Raw genomic sequence first — 17,286 nt, 5'->3', positions numbered from 1 at the left:
GCCAAGGCAAGCTTGCCTGGTGAAACTGTCGACCCGTCCGCGACCGTGGCTGCCACCGAAGTCGGCGTTCGCCGGTTTCCGTTTCCCGTCCGAGGTGATCGTCGTCGCGGTCCGTTGGTATCTACGGTTCAACCTCTCCTACCACGATCTTGAAGAGTTGCTGGTTGAACGCGGAGTCGAGGTCGACCACGTCACGGTCTACCGGTGGGTGCAGCGGTTCACTCCACTGCTGGCCGACGCCGCCCGATCCTGCCGGCACTCCCCAGGTGACCGGTGGTTCGTCGACGAAACCTACCTCAAGATCAACGCTGTGTGGCGTTACGTGTACCGAGCGGTCGACCAGTACGGGCAGGTCATCGACGCGCTCGTCTCCACCCGACGGGACGCCGACGCGGCACGCCGGTTCTTCCGCCGGGCGCTGTCGACGTCGACGTTGAAGGTGACACCGAGCGAGGTCGTCACCGACGCCGCGCCGGTCTACCCCAGAGTCCTCGACGAGCTGATCCCGCAAGCGTGGCACCACGTCGAGCAGTACGCGAACAACCCGATCGAGGCCGACCACAGCCAGCTCAAACACCGGTTGAGACCGACGCGCGGACTACGAACCGACAGGACAACGCAGGTGATCATCGCTGGACACGCCTTCATGCAGAACCTACGACGTGGCCACTACGAACTCGCCGTCGATGCCCCGCCGGCAACGCGGGTGTCGACGGCGTTTGCTGAGCTCGCCCAGGCGATCTGACCTCGGCCCCCACCCGGGGTACAACGCGTTCATCGATCCGGCAGGCTCCGTTGCGTTGAGCGTTGGCAAGATCGAGGCAGGCTTGAGCAGTGAAGTCGTTGACCCGCTCTCGGCCGTGGCTACCTCCGAAGTCGGCGTTCGCCGGGTTCCGGTTCCCTGCGGAGGTGATCGTGCTCGCGGCACGCTGGTATCTGCGCTACTGCTTGTCCTACCGGGACGTTGAGGAGCTGCTGGTCGAGCGCGGCGTGGAGGTCGATCACGTCACCGTGTTCCGGTGGGTCCAGCGGTTCGCCCCGCTGCTGGCTGACGCCGCCCGATTCTGCCGCCACTCACCGGGCGACCGGTGGCACGATGATGAGACGTACGTCAAGGTGAACGGGGTGTGGCGGTACGTGTACCGGGCGATTGACCAGTACGGGCAGGTCATCAACGTGCTGGTCTCGACCCGCCGCGACGCCGCCGCGGCCCGGCGGTTCTTCCGACGCGCGCTGTCCACGCTGAAGGTGACGCCCAACGAGGTGGTCACGGATGCCGCGGCGGTCTACCCCGGCGTGCTGGATGGGGCGTGTCAGATGGTCTGTGTAACGAGATCAGCGTGAGCTGAAGGAGTACACAGATGGCCGTGACTGGTGATCAGCGCGGGAGTGAGTCGTTGTCGTCGCCGTCGTTGGCTCGTGCGGCGGTCGAGGAGATGGTTGATGCCGGTTTGTTCGACGAGGTGATGCGTCGGGTGGATGCCGGTGAGGTGGCGTTGACCGGTGAGGGTGGGTTTCTGGCGGAGATGCTCAAGGCGGTGTTGCAGCGGGGTCTGCCGGCGGAGCTGACGGGGCATCTGGGTTATGAGAAGGGTGATCCGGCCGGGCGTGGGTCGCCGAACTCGCGTAATGGCAGCACGCCGAAGACGGTGATGACTGAGGTCGGTGCGGTGCCGTTGGAGGTGCCGCGGGATCGGGCGGGCACGTTCGAGCCGCGGCTGGTCCCCAAGGGGGTTCGGCGCGCCGGCGGCCTCGACGACATGATCATTTCGTTGTATGCCGGTGGGATGACGGTCCGTGACATCGGGCATCATCTGGTTCGCACGCTGGGCACTGAGCTGTCCCACGAGACGATTTCGAAGATCACCGACTCGGTCCTGGACGAGGTCAAGGCCTGGCAGTCGCGGCCTCTGGAGGAGAGGCGGTTTCTACCGGTCGTTGCGAATCCTGATGGGACGGGGTTCGCATGCCGAGATACGCGCCGAACAAGATGTCGACGGACGTCAAGCGTCGCTATTTCGAACTGATCAGGACAGGAGTGCGGGGTGCTCGAGCCGCCCAGGAAGTGGGCGTGTCGCTGAGTTGTGGATCATTGTGGTTCATCGACGCTGGCAGCGTGAGCTATGTCGAGACCCCGATCAGCGGACGGTATCTGAGCCAGGACGACAGGATCGAGATCGCCGACGGGCTCGCCCGAGGAGAGCAGGTCAAGTCGATCGCCGCCCGGATCGGCAAGAGCTACCAGAGCGTGTACCGGGAGATCGCTCGCAACCGCAAACCCGACGGCCGGTATCAGCCGTGGTATGCACACAACCAGGCTCATGTGCGCCGACGGCGCCCGAAGCCCGGCGGCTGGCGGCCGACAACGCGTTGCGCGAGGCGGTTGCCGGCAAACTGCATCGGGGATGGTCGCCTGCGCAGATCAGCCGGTGGCTGCGACGGCGATACCCGCGCCGGCTGGCGTGGCAGGTGTGCGCCGAGACGATCTACGAGGCGGTCTATCGAGGCCTGGTCCTTCACGCCGATCCCGTCAATCTGCGTACTGGCCGCACCTATCGGCGTCGCCGTGGCCGGGGCCGGTCTCGCGAGGGCGCGCTGAAACAGTCAACCAACATGAAGTCGATCCGTGAGCGGCCAGCCGCGGTCGAGTCCCGCCGTCAGGCGGGGCATTGGGAGGGCGACCTGATCATGGGTGCCGGTCACCGATCAGCGATCGCAACGCTGGTGGAGCGCAAGACCAGGTTCACCCTGCTGGTGAGGCTGCCCGGCGATCACAGTGCCCGGTCCGTCGGCGACGCGCTGATCAGCACGTTCGCGAAACTACCTGCCAGGCTGCGGCGCACGTTGACCTGGGATCAAGGCAACGAGATGTTCCACCACGAGCGCATCGAGCAAGCGACCGGCCTCAGAATCTTCTTCGCTGACCCACACTCGCCCTGGCAGCGTGGCTCCAACGAGAACACGAACGGGCTTCTGCGCCAGTACCTGCCGAAAGGCACCGACCTGAGCAGATGGACCGACGATCAACTCCAAGAGATCGCCGGCGAGCTCAACGAACGGCCACGCCTGTGCCTGAACGACAAGACGCCGCAGCAGATGATGGGACAATGGCAACGCCAAATGACAACGAGCTGATTCGCAACGACCGGTAGAAACCGCCAGATCTACCCGATCCTCTACCTCGATGCCCTGGTGGTGAAGGTCCGTGACGGGCACCAGGTGCGTAATCGGGCCGCGCACATCGCTGTCGGTGTCGACCTTGACGGGGTTAAGCATGTGCTCGGGATCTGGGTGCAGGCCGCTGAAGGGGCGAAGTTCTGGGCCGGGGTCTGCGCCGAGCTGCGCAACCGCGGTATCCGCGACGTGTTGATCGTCTGCTGTGACGGGTTGACCGGCTTCGCCGAGGCGATCGAGGCGACCTGGCCGTTGAGTACGGTGCAGACCTGCACCGTGCATGTGATCCGGGCCGCGATGCGGTTCGTGTCCTACACCGACCGCAAGAAGGTCGCCGCGGCCCTCAAGCCGATCTACACCGCGCCGACGGTTGAGGCCGCCGAGGCCGAACTGCTCGCGTTCGGCGAGTCCGATCTCGGCCGCCGCTACCCGGCGGCGGTCGCGACGTGGACCAACGCCTGGCAGCGGTTCGTGCCGTTCCTGGCGTTCCCACCCGAACTCCGAAAGATCATTTACACCACGAACGCGATTGAGTCGCTGAACTACCAACTGCGGAAGATCATCAAGAACCGGGGGCATTTCCCCACCGACGACGCCGTGATCAAGCTGCTCTGGCTGGCCATCCGCGACATCGAAGACAAACGCGCCCGCGACCGCGCCAAGGAGAAAGGCCTACCCGCCGGCCAACGCCGCGCCCAGGCCCGCCTCGTCGAAGGCGCCACCGTCCCAGGCTGGCGCCAAGCCCTCGGCGCCCTCGCCCTGGCCTACCCCGACCGCCTCGGCCCCTACCTGACCTGACAACCCATAGATCAACTTACACAGAAATCTTGACAGGCCCGCTGGATGAGCTGATCCCGCAGGCATGGCACCACGTCGAACAACACGCGAACAACCCGATAGAAGCCGATCACAGCCAGCTCAAACAGCGGTTGAGACCGATGCGCGGGCTACGAACCGACAAGACCGCACAGGTCATCATCGCCGGACACGCGTTCATGCAGAACCTCCGACGCGGACACTACGAACTCGGCGTTGACGCCCCGCCCGCTCTGCGAGTCGCCGCTGCGTTCACCGAACTCGCCCAAGCGATCTGACCCGCCGATCCGACACAGGCTCAACACGTCCGCCGGTCCCCCAACGCAACAGCGCCATTCCCTCCGCGTGGCATGACGTCGAGCAACATGCGAACAACCCCGATAGAAGCTGATCACAGCCAGCTCAAACACCGGTTACGGCCGATGCGTGGGCTACAAACTGATCGGACAGAGCAGTTGATCATTGCCGGGCACGCCTTCATGCAGAACCTCCGCCGCGGACACTTCGAACTCGGACTCGACGCCCCACCCGCTCTGCGGGTCGCCGCAGCGCTCACCGAACTCGCCCGAGCGATCTAACCCCGGGCCGGAGCCCCAGGTCCAACGCGTCTCCAAATCCGACAATGCGACAGCGCCTGATGGCCTCCCTGTGAATGGTGGATGGAGGCGGACGTCACGGGGTCGCCGTGACGTCCGCCCCGGACGTCAGTGCGTCAGCGGCGGGACGCTCTCCAGCGTCGGCACGACCTTGGCGATGGTCCCGTCCGCGTTGAAGCGCAGGCGGTCGATGGTCACCTCGCGGTGCGTGCCGTTACCCCCAGGGATGGCGAAGCGGTGGTAGGCGATGTACCAGTCATCGGTGCCCGGCACCTGGATCATGCTGTGATGCCCGGTGCCGAGGATGCCGAGCGTGCCGTCCTTGGTGAGGATCTCGCCCCGGTTGACAAGCCCCCCGGCCATCGGGCTCGTCGCGGTGGCGTAGCCGACCCGGTAGTTCTCGCTGCCGGTGTCGTCGATGGACCAGCTGAGGTAATACGTGCCGCCGCGCTTGGCCATGAAGAGGCCCTCGCGGAAGCCGGTCAGACCGGTGATCCGCTTGACCTTGGTCGAGTCGAACGACGTCATGTCGGGGTTGAGCGGCACGACGTAGGCGTTGCCGTTGCCCCAGTAGAGGTAGCTCTGGCCGTCGTCGTCGGTGAAGACCGCGGGATCGATCGCCTGGCCGCCGTCCGGGTTGGCGGCGACCAGCGGCTTGCCCAGCGCGTCGACAAACGGACCGGTGGGGGAGTCGGCGACGGCTACGCCGATCTTGGCGTCTGCGCAGAAGTACAGGTAGTACTTGCCGTTCTTCTCGATCGCGGCCGGCGCCCAGGCCCGCCCGTCGGCCCAGGACACGTCCGGCCCCAGGTCGAGGATGGTCGGGTGCTCGGTCCAGTGGACCAGGTCCTTGCTGGACCAGGTCTTGAAGGTGGTGCTGGACCAGCCCGGGAAGCCGTCGGTGGTGGCGTAGATGTAGTAGGTGTCGCCGAAGCGCACGATGTTGGGGTCGGCGTTGTATCCGGGCAGGACGGGGCTGTTCATGACGACCGCCTTGACGGTCCAGGCGCGGCTGGTGCCGTTCGCGCCGGTGACCGTGTAGGTGACGGGCTTCGTCAAGTCCTGCGTCGAGCCGTTGCCCGGGGCGAGGCGGGCGCCGTCGCTGATCCCGAAGACCGGCGCGAGCGCGGTCACGTCGGTGCCCGGCTTGACGGGCAGGGTCACGGTGTTCGTGTCGCCGTTGATGATGGCCGCGGTCTTGAGGGCGTCCAGCTTGACCGAGCCGATGGCGGTTTCGTTCCCCGCGAGGGAGAGGACGTCGTTGGCTGACAGGCCACGGTTCCACAGCGTGAAGCTGCGCATCCTGCCCTTGAAGTTGTTGTCGCCGGTGTAGAGGGAGCGGCCCAGGTAGTTGGCCGTGGTGATGCCGCCCCCCAGGTCGCCCGGCTTCGTCGTGACGCCGCTGTTTTTGGCCACCTCGACACCGTTGTCGTAGAGGCGGGCCACCCCACCCGACAGGGTGTAGGTGATGGTGTGCCAGCCGCCCCGTCCGAGGTCACGACCGGCGTCGGTGTTCTGTTCGGTCGTCCAGTTGCCGCTCGCGATGGCGGTGCGGTAGGAGTTCCCGGTCGTGAAGAGGTAGCCGTTGCCGGCGCCGTCGGTGGTGTTGCCCAGGCCCCAGATGAAGTTGGGGGTGGACTGCGCGGGGTCGACCCAGACCTGGGCGGAGACACTGACGTTGGTGAGGCCGGTCAGCAGGTTGTCGGGCAGGTCGACGTAGCCGTCGGTACCGCCGAAGGTCATCGCGTCGCTGCCTCGGGTGACGCCGCCGCGGATGGTGGCGTCACGGCCGTTGCCGGAACTGTCGACCACCGTCGTGCCGGTGCCTCCCGCGAGCCGGTAGTCGGCGATGACGCCCTTCTTGGTCGCCGGCACGGGTGGAGGACCCTGGCGGAGGCGCTCGAGCTCGGCCTTGCTGACCGGCAGAACCGTGCCGTGCCGCGGGTGTGTTGGCAGGTCATACCCGGTCGACATGGTGAACTGCCCGCCGTCGAGGTCGGTGGTCTCGAACGGCACGTAGCCGCGCCCGCCGAACTCGTCGATGAACACGTACCACTTGTCCTCGGTGTTGCTCTTGAAGATCGTCGGGCCCTCACCTTGGTTGATGCCCGCGGAGGTGTCCGTCGCCTTGCCGATGCAGTCCTTGACGAAGTCCCAGTTCGTGCTACGCAGCTGGGTCGACTTCTCCTCGAGGACGAACTTGCTGCACGGGGTGCTCGAGGTGTTGTTCCGCTCGTCCTTGGTGAAGCGGTAGTAGGTGCCGTTGTGCTTGACGACGGTCGAGTCGATCACCGAGTAGCCGGGGTCGACCCACACGTTGGGCTCGCTGAACGTACGGAAGTCGCGAGTCGTCGCGTAGAGCATGCGGTTATAGGTGTTGCCGGCGTGGGCGGTGTCCTCCGGCGCGTAGAGCTTGGAGGCCCAGAACACGACGTAGGCGCCGATGGTGTCGTCGTAGTAGGCCTCCGGGGCCCAGGTGTTGCCGGCGGTGTCGGGCGCGACGCGCACGTGGCGCTGCTGCGACCAGTTCACCAGGTCGGTCGACTCCCAGACCTCGATGTACTTGCTTCCGGTGCGCTGGCTGGCGTCCCAGTCGCCGTTGCCGTTGATCTTGAGGTCGGTGGCGATGAGGTAGAACTTGTCGCCCTCGGGGCTGCGGATGATGAACGGGTCGCGCACACCCTCGTCACCTTCGTTCGAGGTGAGGACAGGGCGGCCGCCGTTGAGCTCGTCGTACTTGAGCGGGTCGTTGCCGCGGCTCGCAGCGAAGTAGATCTGCTCGCCGTCGGCCGTGCCCTCGCCGGTGAAGTAGGCGAAGGCGTAGCCCTCGAGCGGCTGCTCCTTTGGCAGCGGGAGGACGGTCAGGGTGAAGTTGCGTACCGCGCTGGCCGAACCCTTGGTCGCGCGTACGCTGAGGCGGGCCTTAACCGCGCGCGAACCATACGGCGGGCGGCTGATCTCACCGGTCTTCGTGACGACGTCGGGGTCCTTCGCGGTCCAGGTGAAGGCGACGTCGCGTGCCCCCTTGATGGGCAGGGTGATGTTGCCCCGGATGGCGTTCTGATCGTGGATGACGACGGCCGCGAGAGCGTTGTCGACCTTCTCCTGGTCGGTGATGTCCTGGACGACGGTGACGGCGAAGTTCCGGCTGGCGGTGTAGCCGGCGTAGGAGACGGTGGCGGTCAGCGTCACGGTGGCGTTGCCGGAGCCCGCCGCGGGACGGGTGACCACGCCGGTGCTCGACACCACGGCCGGGTTGCTGGAAGACCAGGAGACAGCGGAGCCGCCGGCGGCCCGGGTGGGCAGGCTGAGGTTCTCGGTCACCGCGGAGGTGTCGCCCAGGTCGAGGGCTGCCGCGTCGGCGGTGGCCCGCCCGGCGGCGGTCTGCTCACCGAGGGCGTGGGCCTCGTCGGCGGTCACCGCACGGTCGTAGATGCGGAAGTCACGGACCTGTCCCTTGAGGTACCGGTCAGCGGTGTAGACGGAGCGGCCGAGGTAGTTGGCCCTGGTGGTGCCGCCACCGATCGAGCCGGGGGTCAGCGTGATGCCGGTCTGGCGGGCGACCTCGACGCCGTCCTCGTAGAGCGCCGCGGTGCCGCCGCCGAGGGTGTAGGTGATGGTGCGCCAGCTGCCGCGGCTGAGGTTCCGGCCGGTGTTGATGGTCTGTTCGGTCGACCAGTTGCCGCTGGCGATGGAGGCCCGAAGGGCGTTGCCGGTGGTGAACAGGTAGCCGTTGCCGACCCCGTTGAGGGTGTTGCCGAGGCCCCAGATGAAGTACGGAGCGAGCTGGTCGGTCGCCATGTTGACCTGCACCGAGACGGTGATGTCGGTGAGGCCCTGCATGACGTTGTCGGGCAGGCGGACGTGGCCGTTGGTACCGCCGAGGCGCAGGCCGTCCGCGCCTTGCCAGGTCGCGTCGCCGCTGAGCGAGCCGTTGTGGCCGCGGCCGGAACTGTCGGTGACGGTCGTGCCGCTGGCCTGGGTGAGGTCGTAGCGCAGGACGAGGCCGTCGTCGAGGTTGGCCGCCATGCCGGGTGAGGACAGGGCCACGAGACCGACCAGGCTGGTGGCCAGAGCGGTGAGGCCGGCGAGCAGGGGGCGGACACGGTAGCGCGCGGGCTGCCGAGCCCGACTGGAATGGGATAGGGACATGCCGGGCTTCCTCCTGTGGGCGCCCGGCCGAGGCCGGGCGTCGGGACGGGTCATGCAGCCGAGTGTTGTGTCCGAAGTAGACGCGCACGGTGAGGGCGACCTCGCTCGAAGTGAGCGCTAACATATGCAGCCCTTGTTGAAATGTCAACGCCCTGCCTGAGAAGGAGTCTGGGGGTTGGCGAAATGGAATGTTAACGCGCGCACTTCGGTGCCAGTGGTAGAGCAGCCCGGGTGGCGGAGCTAACGACCTCGTGCACAGTTGCGAATCCTTGAGTATCGATGATCGAGCCATGGTTGGTGCTGCGATCATGATGGATCGTCGGATGACAGGGCTGTCTCGGCAGGTGACTGAGGGCTTGGTCGCGGAGCTGGCGCCGCGGTGGCAAGCCCGGCACCGTGACCGGCTCGCCGGCCGTGCGCGTCGTCGCCGCATCGGCGCCGGCGCGAGGTACCGGTTCGGGTTCCCGGATCGGCTGATGGCCACGCTGGTGCATCTGCGGCACGGGTTGACGCATGACGTGGTGGCCGCGTGGTTCGGGGTGCACCGCTCGACGATCACGCGCAGCGTCGCGGAGGTGCGCCCGCTGCTGGCCGAGCGTGGTTGCAGGGTGACCCGCGTGCAGTCAGGGCGTCTGGCCCCGTGCATGACCTTGCCGTCGAAGGCGATCCGGCGGCGTTGTCGCTGCCGGTGTGGGCGGGTGCGGTCATCGGCGACGGCGCGTTGGGCGCGGCGGGCCTCCCGCTCGCGTGCCGGCGTTCGGGCGGCCGAGCCCAGGCCGAAAGCTCGCAGCCGGCAGGCGACGAACCCGCCGGCGGCATCCTCGAGGGCCTGCGCATCAACGCGGGCGACCGTGCGGCGGATCGTGCGTTCCGAGGGCGGCTTACCCAACCCGGTCAGCGGGCAGACCCGCACGCCCAGCCGGGCCAGGACCGGCTGCGGGGCGTCGTCGGCCCACTGCCACACCGCGGTGAAACCGTCAGCGTCGCAGGTCACCGCAAACGCCGCGATCAGCAAGACCGCCACCAGCGGATGCCAACGGCCGCGGGGCGAGCGCGGGTCGGGCACCGCGGCGAACGCCTCCGCGAGGCTGATCAGGCGGGCCGGTTCCACACCGGCCGGGCCGGTCTTTCCCAGCGTGGTGGTAGTAGGTGATGATGTCAGGGCAGGCACGGCACCCCTTGCAGATTACGAAGCGTCAGATACTTCGCGATCTACTGGTGCCGTGCCTGTATGTCAAAGAACCATCGCTGGTCGGGACAGCCTCACACGAACCGCACCCAACACGGCCAAGACGTCAACTTGCCGGGGCCCTGTTCCGATACTGGGTCCGCAGAGCGGACCCGGTATCGGAATCTCGCCCATCCCGGCCAACGTTTGTGGTCACGGCACTAGAGGTTCCTACCGACTCCGACGCCATGGCTCCCCGGGCGCCAGCACGTACTGGGTCAGCACATGGCGCCAGGGGATGACGGCGATGATGATCCCGACCCAGAGGACCGCCGCGGCCTGCTTGCGGGTGGCGCCTTCGAGCTGGTTGTCCAGCCACAGCGGTAGGGCGACGATGCCGAGCCAGAGCAGCTTCCATGCGACTTCGAACAGCAGGACGGGAAGCATGCGCTGGGGGTACCGGAGGCCGATCAGTGCCAGGATCGACATCGCCACGAGCAGGCATTCGGTGGTGCCGTCCATCAGCCCCCACGGCTTGTCAGCGAAGAGCAGTGGCCACTTGACTACTGCGAGGCCTACCCCCATGACGAAGTAGCCCACGCGAAGCAGGTTCAGCTGCCAGAGGGCGAGCTGCGCCGGGGCGCGTGCACCGCGCGCCTCGGGCCGTTCCGGCGTCGGCGACGTGGTCAGTGGTGGTTTCCGTATGTGCAGCATGATGGCTCCTGGTTAGTGTTCGAGACCTGACGGGAATGGCTGCCGGGACTGGCCGGGGTCGACGGGACCCTCGCTGCTGAGCAGCAGCCGGTGCCTTACGAGCGGGATGACTGGGCGCGGCCGGTGACGAGACGTGCGCGGAGTCGGTGGAGCTGGGGCATGAGGCCGTAGATGACGATCGGGACTGCGATCGTGACGAGGACGAAGGTCCTCGCGACGGCAGGTAGTCCGTCCAACGAGCCGCCGAGGACCAGGTTGAGGGCGACCAGGGTGGGGAAGACGGCCAGCCAAATCATGACCGCCAGTTGGTGCTTCGACGGTGGTGGGACGGGCGTGCGCTGCGGGGTCGTCCGCTCAGGGGACATCGTCGGAACTCCTTTTAGGAATGACGTCAGGGCTGGATGGTGCTCGGATGGTTCTGGACCGCATCGCGGATGTCGTCGGTGACCAGGTCCGCATTGATCGCGATGGCAGCAGCGGAACCCTCACCGGCGGCGGTGATGACCTGAGCCCGCGGGTTGGTCACATTGCCGGCCACCCAGACACCGGAGACTGTGGTGCGGCCGGCAGCGTCGATCACGACCCATCCGCGGTCATCCACGGCACAGCCCATCGCCAGGAGCAGGTCGTTGTTGGGGACGAAGCGCGGTCGGACAAACACCGCGGCGCGGCGGATGAGGCGACCGTCTTCGAGTTCGACACCGCTCAACCGGTCGTCGCCCACGACGAGCCGGCGCACGTGACCGTCCACGACGCCGATGGCCCGGGCCGCCAGCTGGTGGCGCTGGTCGACCGTCAGGGTGTCGGTGTGCGGGAAGAGGACAATGTCGGCCGACCACTGTCGGACGAGTTGGGCGTGTGCGACGGCGTCCGGCGTTCCGCCCAGCACGGCGACCGGCTGGTCGCGCACCTCGTACCCGTGGCAGTAGGGGCAGTGCAGCAGATCCCGTCCCCAGCGCTCACGCACACCGGGGATGTCCGGGAGTTCGTCACGCAGGCCGGTGGTGATCAGGATGCGGCGGGTGCTCAACGTGGGGCCGTCGGCCAAGCGAACGTGAAAGCCCGCACCCGTATCGGGGTCGATACCGGTGACCTGGCCGCCGATCAGGTGGCCACCGTAACCTTGCACCTCCTTGCGCCCGGTGGCGAGAAGGTCGTGCGGGGGGAGGCCGTCGCGGGAGAGGAAACCGTGCATGTGGGTGGCCGGAGCGTTGCGTGGTGCGCCGGCGTCGACTACCGCAACGCGGCGCCGGGCACGGGCGAGGACCAGGGCCGCTGACAGTCCGGCAGCGCCGCCGCCGATGATCACTACGTCGTACTCGCTCATGTCATCAGCGTGGGCGCCTGCGGGGACGGCGACAACGTTTGTTGCTATTTCCGGGAAACCGGCGTGGGATGAGCAGGTGGACGACCCATCGCGGATCGCTGCCGCGCTTGACCTGGTGGGGCCGCGGCTGAAGCGGATCCGCGCCCAGCGTGGTGTCACCCTGACCGATCTGTCGGAGCGCACCGGCATCTCCAAGAGCACCCTGTCCCGGCTCGAAAACGGCCAACGCCGCCCCAGCCTCGAACTGCTCCTCCCCCTCGCCCAGGCCTACCGGGTGCCGCTGGACGACCTCGTCGGCGCCCCGGAGGTGGGCGACCCCCGGATCCGGCTCAAGCCGCGACGGGTGCACGGTCGCACGGTGCTCCCGCTCACCCAGCAACCGAACGGCGTCCAAGCATGGAAGATTGTCATTCCGGCCAGTCAGTCGACACCGAACCCGCGAATTCACGACGGCTATGAATGGCTGTATATGCTTTCGGGCCGGATGCGGCTGATCCTCGGCGACCGAGATTTCGTCCTCGGCGTGGGCGAGGCGGCCGAGTTCGACACTCAGCTGCCGCACTGGTTCGGCAGCACCGGCGAGGGCTCGGCGGAGGTCCTGAGCATCTTTGGCCGACCGGGTGAACGCATCCATGTATGTGCGGAGTCCGGCCACCAGCACAGCGGCGGCCACTGAGCCGGGTCTGCGGCGCCGCCCCATGGTACTCGCCGCCACGACAACGGGGACCGGCGTCGATGGAACGCTCGCGTACGGGTGGAGTGATGCCGACCGAACCTGCCGCGGCCGGGCGTTGGTGCGCCCGGCCGGGTTGGCGACGGTCAGACCGGGACGACCTGGCGGTCGGTGGGCGTGCTGAGAGGGGCCATCGCGGCGGTGATGGGTGAGGGTTTGAAGCCCTTGACGATCAGGTAGACGCCCAGCGAGAACTCCCACAGAGCGATCGGGATGGTCAGCAGCGCCGACCGCGTGGACACCTGGGTCCAGAAGCCGAACAGCGTAGCGATGACGGAAGTGACGAGCAGAGGCGCTCCGATGAAGCCGACCAGCGGAAGGATCCGCGGGACAAGGCGGGACTGGTACAGCAGGGAGCCCAGCAGCAGGGCATTGACGGCGGGAATGAAGCCCTGTCCGAGCAGGAACGTCCAGTTGTGCATGGCGATCAGCGCGTTGCCGGTGACCACTGCATCTGGTCCGGCGCCCGCCTGCCCTAAGCTCACGATCGTCATCACGATCACGACGCCGGAGATGATGGTGGCGGCTTCCAGGACTCGCGTGCCGACGAAGCCCAAAGCGAGGCTTTGGTTCTGCTTCTTGACCACGGGGTACAGCGCGACCGCGGTGCCGATGCCGGCAAGGGCCACGATCATTTCCAGGACACCGCCCCAGATAACGCCGGTGCCCGGGTTGGGACCGACGATGTAGCTCGCATCGCGAATCGGAGCGTACAGAGAAAGGGTCGGGATCGACACAAAGCTGAGCAGGTAGAACGCGCCCGCGACGAGCGCGGTCTTCCTCAGCGAGGTCATCGGAACAGCTGTGGCCGGTGGGGGTCGAATGGCGGTGGTGGACATATCGGTCTCCTTCGTAGATCGTGCGGTGACTTTGGCGTTCTCCGCCGTGCGGAACGTCCCTGGGCAGCGGTCACCGCGAGCAACGCCCCAGGGCCGCGGTCGCCCACGGGAAGCGCTTGACGAACGTGAGTGCAGTGTCGGTGACCTCGCGCCCAGCCGTAGTCGACGGTCAGAGAGTGTCCCCCGTTGGGCATCTCGACGAACTCGGTCATGCCAGAGTTGCGTTGCTGCTTGTCCTGGATGGCGTTGGAGACGGTCGGTGGGACGGTGTGGTCCTTCTCGCCGGACATGATCAGCATGAGCCCGCGGTCGGGGTTGAGATCACGTGACTCCACGGGTGTCAGCTCGCTGTCGCCAACGCTGGTGGCTTGAATTCCTTCGCGGTCGGTGGTGACTTGAATCCCTTCGCGATCAACCAAATAGGCAGGAACACGAACTCGAACAGTCCGCCGGGAGCAAGTAATGCGAGCCCTGGCCCCGCGTTCATGTCGAGGACGCCGAGCAGGTCGAGCGGTACTCCCAAGAGAAGCGATGCATACCCTATGAGGCCGAGTATTGCGATGGGTCGAGGGACCAGCTGTGACACATAGAGGAGGTAGGTAAGGATCACTCCGCCGATGCCGGTCGGTATATAGACCCACAAGAGGTGGTTCGGGACTACCTGAAGTTGGGCCAGCAGGTATACGCCGCATGCGGTGGAGACGGCGAACTCGACAATTCTGAGTCCCGGGTACCAGAGAGCCAGTTGTTGATTGACGGGCTCCAAGACCTGGTACATCAGCAGGCCGATGCCGACGACGGCAATGCCGGAACACATCATGAACAGAACGCCGACTGTCAGCGGCCCTCGGTCGGTGTTCCCGTCCTCAAATGCCTGGATCAGTGAAGTGCCGACGATGGCGGTGGCCATCTGGATGAAAAACAGAATGCCCACGGTGACCGCGATCATCCTTCGTGACATGACGCTCCCTTCGTTTGGACGGTGATTCAGCCGCGCCGAGCCCACATGGCGGCGATGTCGTCGGATCGGCTACCTGGCCGGTGTGATGACCGCGGTTGCCGGGTCTGTGCCGCCGGAGTCCAGTCGGAACGGTGGGTAGGCGTCCGTCATGAGTGAGGTGTACGCGGCGACCCGCAGTACCCAGCGGTTCAGGCCGAGGATGAGGTCGTAGAGGCCGCGGGGGTAGCGGCCGGTGAAGGCCAGGGTGACGGCGGCGATGAGGACCAGGAGCCCGATGAGGCCGGCGGCGGTCCAGGTGTAGCTGCGGGTGTCGGAGCTGCTGGCGAGGGAGGCGCCGCCGCCGATGAGGATGCCGACGATCAGCAGGTGCGGCAGTGCGAGCAGCCACCATTTCACCAGGACGAGCCCGCGCGACAGGTGGTCGGGGTAGGGCACGTGCAGTTGCGCGGGGTTGTCGGGGACCTCGGCCAGGGTGAAGGGCGGGTACTGGTCGGTGCCGAGGGCGCTGTACGCGTAGTAGTTGACGCGCCAGGTCCAGCGCAGGACGCCGACGTTGAACTCGAAGATCGGTCGCGGATACCGGGCGGTGAACAGGATCGCGAAGAACGCGACGATGGACAGCGCGGTGAACGCGATCCACAGGAAGAACAGCACGATGACGTGCGGGATGACCAGGACCCATTTGACGAGCCACAGCCAGCGGGACAGGTGCGGGTCGAGGTGTGCGTCCACGCGTACTGGATAAGCGGTCGCTACAGTCATGATGGTCTACCTCTCTAACGCTGGCCTGCAGGTGGGGAGCCCGGCGGGCCCAAGCGGTTGATGGATTGCCTTCTGGTGTGCGCCTTGTAGGTGTGGGCCTGCTTGCCGCCGGCCAATCCGGCGGCCGGCTGGTGGCCGCAGCGTCTGCTGCCAGCAGCCGTGACCGCAGGAGAACCCGTGTCAGGCCCGAGCGGTCACCGGGTCCTTGACGCCTCCGCTCGTGCCGGTCTCGCGGTGACCGCTCGGTCGGCTGGTCCGGGTGTCGGTCGTGTCCGGAATCGTCTTGCCTCTGATCACCAGCCAGAGGGCGAGCACGAGTTCGCCGACGAACGTGAACAGGGCCGCTGTGGCGACATATTCGGGCACCAGGAAGACGATGGAGCTGTCCGCGGCGTAGCCCAGACCTGCGATGACCAGCAGGATGCCCACCAGCTTCGGCACGTAGCCGGACTTCAGCGCGAGATATCCGACCAGGATCAGGTGGATGCCGAAGAACACCAGTGCGACGGCCCAGCCGGCGCTGAAGGCATTGAGGGACGCCATCATCTGCGCGTTCAGCTGGGTGGGTTCGAAGGCGGCCCGGTAGGTCGGATCGGTGACGAGGTGGACGGCACTGAGGAGGTTGACGACGGCGACCGCGAAGATCACGGCGAACACGAGCCGGGACCAGGCCATGAGGACGGAGACGCTTCTGCTGACCGGCTTGAGCAGGACGTACAGCCCCCACGCCACCACCACGTCGAGGATGATCACCACGAGGAAGGCGACGATGCCGAGGCGGAACAGGGCTTCGTGGGCAGTGATGTTCGTGGCCGTGGCGCCTGCGTCTCCCGGCACCACGAGGCGCTGACGGACGTAGAACTCGGCGAACGGCGCGATGAGAGCCATCGCCAGGATTCCCCATCCGGCGATTCTTCCGGCGAGGCGCGGTGAGACGTCGATTCCCACCGCTGTGCGCGGTGAGAGGTTGGCAAGATCGTTTCTCATGTCAGATCTTCCTGCTTATCGTTCCCTTGATCGAGCGAGCACGAACGTCGCGACCTTCGCCGCTTGCCTCAGACCCGGATGACGACTTTGCCCCTGGCGCGGCCCTGCTGCAGGTAGCGGATGGCTGCGGCGAGGTCGCCGAGCGGGTAGGTCCGGTCGATGACGGGTGTCACCTTGCCGGCCTCGACGAGTTCGGCGAGGGCGGTCAGGTCCGGTGCGCTCTGCGTGGCCACGAACGTCCCGAGCTTCTGGCCGACGAACGGGGAAACGGCCATCGCCCGTAGCTGCCGGTCGCTGCCGCCCAGCCATCGGCCGTCTGTCTCGCCGCCCATGATGACCAGCGTTCCCCTGGGCGTCAGGGCCTGCCGCAACCGCGTCAGTGAGCGGTTGCCTCCGATGTCGAGGATGACGTCGTAGCGTTGCCGCCCGTCGGTGACGTCGCCGCGCGTGTAGTCGACGACGTGGTCGGCGCCGATGGACCGGACCAGGTCGAGCTTGGAGGTGCTGCACACGCCGGTGACCTCGGCTCCGAACGCCTTGGCGATTTGCACGGTGAACGTGCCGACGCCGCCCGACGCGCCGATTACCAAGACGTGCTGTCCGGATCGGACCCGGCCGTGGTCACGAACGCCCTGCAGGGCCGTGCAGGCGGAGACGGGAATGGCCGCCGCCTGCTCGAAGGTGAGCCGCTTCGGCTTGAGTACGAGCTTGTCCGCTGCGGCGCAGGCGTACTGCGCGAACGAGCCCCGGGCGACGCCGAACACCTCGTCCCCGACCCGCAGCCCGGTCACGGTCGCGCCGACCGACTCGACGCGTCCGGCGACGTCGGTACCCGGGACCCGGTTGTTGGGCGTGCGCAGGCCGTAACCCGCCAGCCGGATCGGGTAGGGCAGGCCGGCCATGGCGTGCCAGACACCCCGATCCAGCCCCGCCGCATGGACGCGAACCAGAACCTGGCCGTCGGCGATCTCGGGCCGGTCGATCTGTTCGAGTCGCAGGACGTCCTCGGCCTCGCCGTACTCGTCCCGCACCATCGCCGTCACCGTGTCGGCCGCTG

At 66.9% G+C, this 17,286-nt stretch carries 13 protein-coding genes and 6 pseudogenes; 9 read left to right on the top strand and 10 right to left on the bottom strand.

All coding sequences use genetic code 11. The features are described from left to right. Positions 1–49 precede the first annotated feature (49 nt). From BUS84_RS02695 to BUS84_RS02665, 7 genes and pseudogenes are all read left to right on the top strand, one after another. The gene (locus BUS84_RS02695; protein ID WP_074311954.1) at positions 50–745 is read left to right on the top strand and encodes an IS6 family transposase; all 696 of its coding nucleotides are present in this window, start codon (positions 50–52) and stop codon (positions 743–745) included. Positions 746–843: 98 nt separating this feature from the next. After that, positions 844–1,326, top strand: a pseudogene (locus BUS84_RS02690) (IS6 family transposase); the annotation flags it as partial. 110 nt (positions 1,327–1,436) lie between these two features. After that, positions 1,437–1,940: pseudogene (locus BUS84_RS02685) on the top strand (transposase); the annotation flags it as partial. A gap of 50 nt (positions 1,941–1,990) precedes the next feature. Beyond that, positions 1,991–3,135 (top strand): annotated as a pseudogene (locus tag BUS84_RS02680) (IS30 family transposase). 27 nt (positions 3,136–3,162) lie between these two features. Further along, positions 3,163–3,972, top strand: a pseudogene (locus BUS84_RS02675) (IS256 family transposase); the annotation flags it as partial. Next, the gene (locus tag BUS84_RS02670) at positions 3,906–4,268 is read left to right on the top strand and encodes a DDE-type integrase/transposase/recombinase (RefSeq protein ID WP_425293435.1); all 363 of its coding nucleotides are present in this window, start codon (positions 3,906–3,908) and stop codon (positions 4,266–4,268) included. The pseudogene BUS84_RS02675 and the gene BUS84_RS02670, both read left to right, overlap by 67 nt. Positions 4,269–4,340: 72 nt before the next feature. Then, on the top strand, positions 4,341–4,568 hold the full coding sequence (locus tag BUS84_RS02665) for a DDE-type integrase/transposase/recombinase (protein ID WP_084757091.1): 228 nt from the start codon (positions 4,341–4,343) through the stop codon (positions 4,566–4,568). Between the two features lie 126 nt (positions 4,569–4,694). Here BUS84_RS02665 and BUS84_RS02660 read toward each other — a convergent pair whose 3' ends face one another. Next, the gene (locus BUS84_RS02660; protein WP_143728173.1) at positions 4,695–8,738 is read right to left on the bottom strand and encodes a family 43 glycosylhydrolase; all 4,044 of its coding nucleotides are present in this window, start codon (positions 8,736–8,738) and stop codon (positions 4,695–4,697) included. Between the two features lie 290 nt (positions 8,739–9,028). On the opposite strand from BUS84_RS02660, the pseudogene BUS84_RS40845 reads away from it, so the two are divergent. After that, positions 9,029–9,331 (top strand): annotated as a pseudogene (locus BUS84_RS40845) (helix-turn-helix domain-containing protein); the annotation flags it as partial. A gap of 269 nt (positions 9,332–9,600) precedes the next feature. Here the strand turns inward: BUS84_RS40845 and BUS84_RS41085 are convergent. From BUS84_RS41085 to BUS84_RS02635, 4 genes and pseudogenes are all read right to left on the bottom strand, one after another. Then, positions 9,601–9,762 (bottom strand): annotated as a pseudogene (locus BUS84_RS41085) (ISAs1 family transposase); the annotation flags it as partial. Positions 9,763–10,137: 375 nt separating this feature from the next. Continuing rightward, complete coding sequence (locus BUS84_RS02645; protein WP_208869666.1) at positions 10,138–10,620, bottom strand: hypothetical protein; 483 nt, start codon at positions 10,618–10,620, stop codon at positions 10,138–10,140. 95 nt (positions 10,621–10,715) lie between these two features. Beyond that, complete coding sequence (locus BUS84_RS02640; RefSeq protein WP_074308454.1) at positions 10,716–10,985, bottom strand: putative antibiotic biosynthesis monooxygenase; 270 nt, start codon at positions 10,983–10,985, stop codon at positions 10,716–10,718. Positions 10,986–11,011: 26 nt separating this feature from the next. Beyond that, positions 11,012–11,947: an NAD(P)/FAD-dependent oxidoreductase gene (locus BUS84_RS02635; RefSeq protein WP_074308452.1), complete on the bottom strand. Its 936-nt coding sequence runs from the start codon at positions 11,945–11,947 to the stop codon at positions 11,012–11,014. A 76-nt stretch (positions 11,948–12,023) separates the two neighbouring features. Between BUS84_RS02635 and BUS84_RS02630 the strand changes: the two genes are divergently transcribed. Then, positions 12,024–12,623: a helix-turn-helix domain-containing protein gene (locus BUS84_RS02630; protein WP_074308450.1), complete on the top strand. Its 600-nt coding sequence runs from the start codon at positions 12,024–12,026 to the stop codon at positions 12,621–12,623. Between the two features lie 143 nt (positions 12,624–12,766). On the opposite strand, the gene BUS84_RS02625 is transcribed toward BUS84_RS02630, so the two are convergent. The 5 genes from BUS84_RS02625 to BUS84_RS02605 form a co-directional block, all read right to left on the bottom strand. Continuing rightward, positions 12,767–13,519, bottom strand: coding sequence for a DUF4386 domain-containing protein (locus BUS84_RS02625; RefSeq protein ID WP_244298339.1), 753 nt, complete (start codon positions 13,517–13,519; stop codon positions 12,767–12,769). Between the two features lie 340 nt (positions 13,520–13,859). Next, entirely contained in the window at positions 13,860–14,468 is a 609-nt protein-coding gene (locus BUS84_RS02620; RefSeq protein ID WP_074308446.1) for a DUF4386 domain-containing protein, read from the bottom strand. 81 nt (positions 14,469–14,549) lie between these two features. Then, complete coding sequence (locus BUS84_RS02615) at positions 14,550–15,212, bottom strand: DUF4389 domain-containing protein (protein WP_074308445.1); 663 nt, start codon at positions 15,210–15,212, stop codon at positions 14,550–14,552. Between the two features lie 210 nt (positions 15,213–15,422). Further along, positions 15,423–16,229 carry a DUF4386 domain-containing protein gene (locus BUS84_RS02610; RefSeq protein ID WP_084757086.1) on the bottom strand — a complete coding sequence of 269 codons (807 nt, stop codon included), beginning with the start codon at positions 16,227–16,229 and terminating at the stop codon, positions 15,423–15,425. A gap of 68 nt (positions 16,230–16,297) precedes the next feature. Next, positions 16,298–17,263: an NAD(P)-dependent alcohol dehydrogenase gene (locus BUS84_RS02605; protein ID WP_074308441.1), complete on the bottom strand. Its 966-nt coding sequence runs from the start codon at positions 17,261–17,263 to the stop codon at positions 16,298–16,300. Between the last annotated feature and the right edge of the window lie 23 nt (positions 17,264–17,286).

The organism is Micromonospora cremea (assembly GCF_900143515.1).
Classification (GTDB): Bacteria; Actinomycetota; Actinomycetes; order Mycobacteriales; family Micromonosporaceae; genus Micromonospora; species Micromonospora cremea.
Note: the sequence above shows the minus strand (reverse complement) of the source record. Positions and strands in the feature narration are given on the sequence as shown.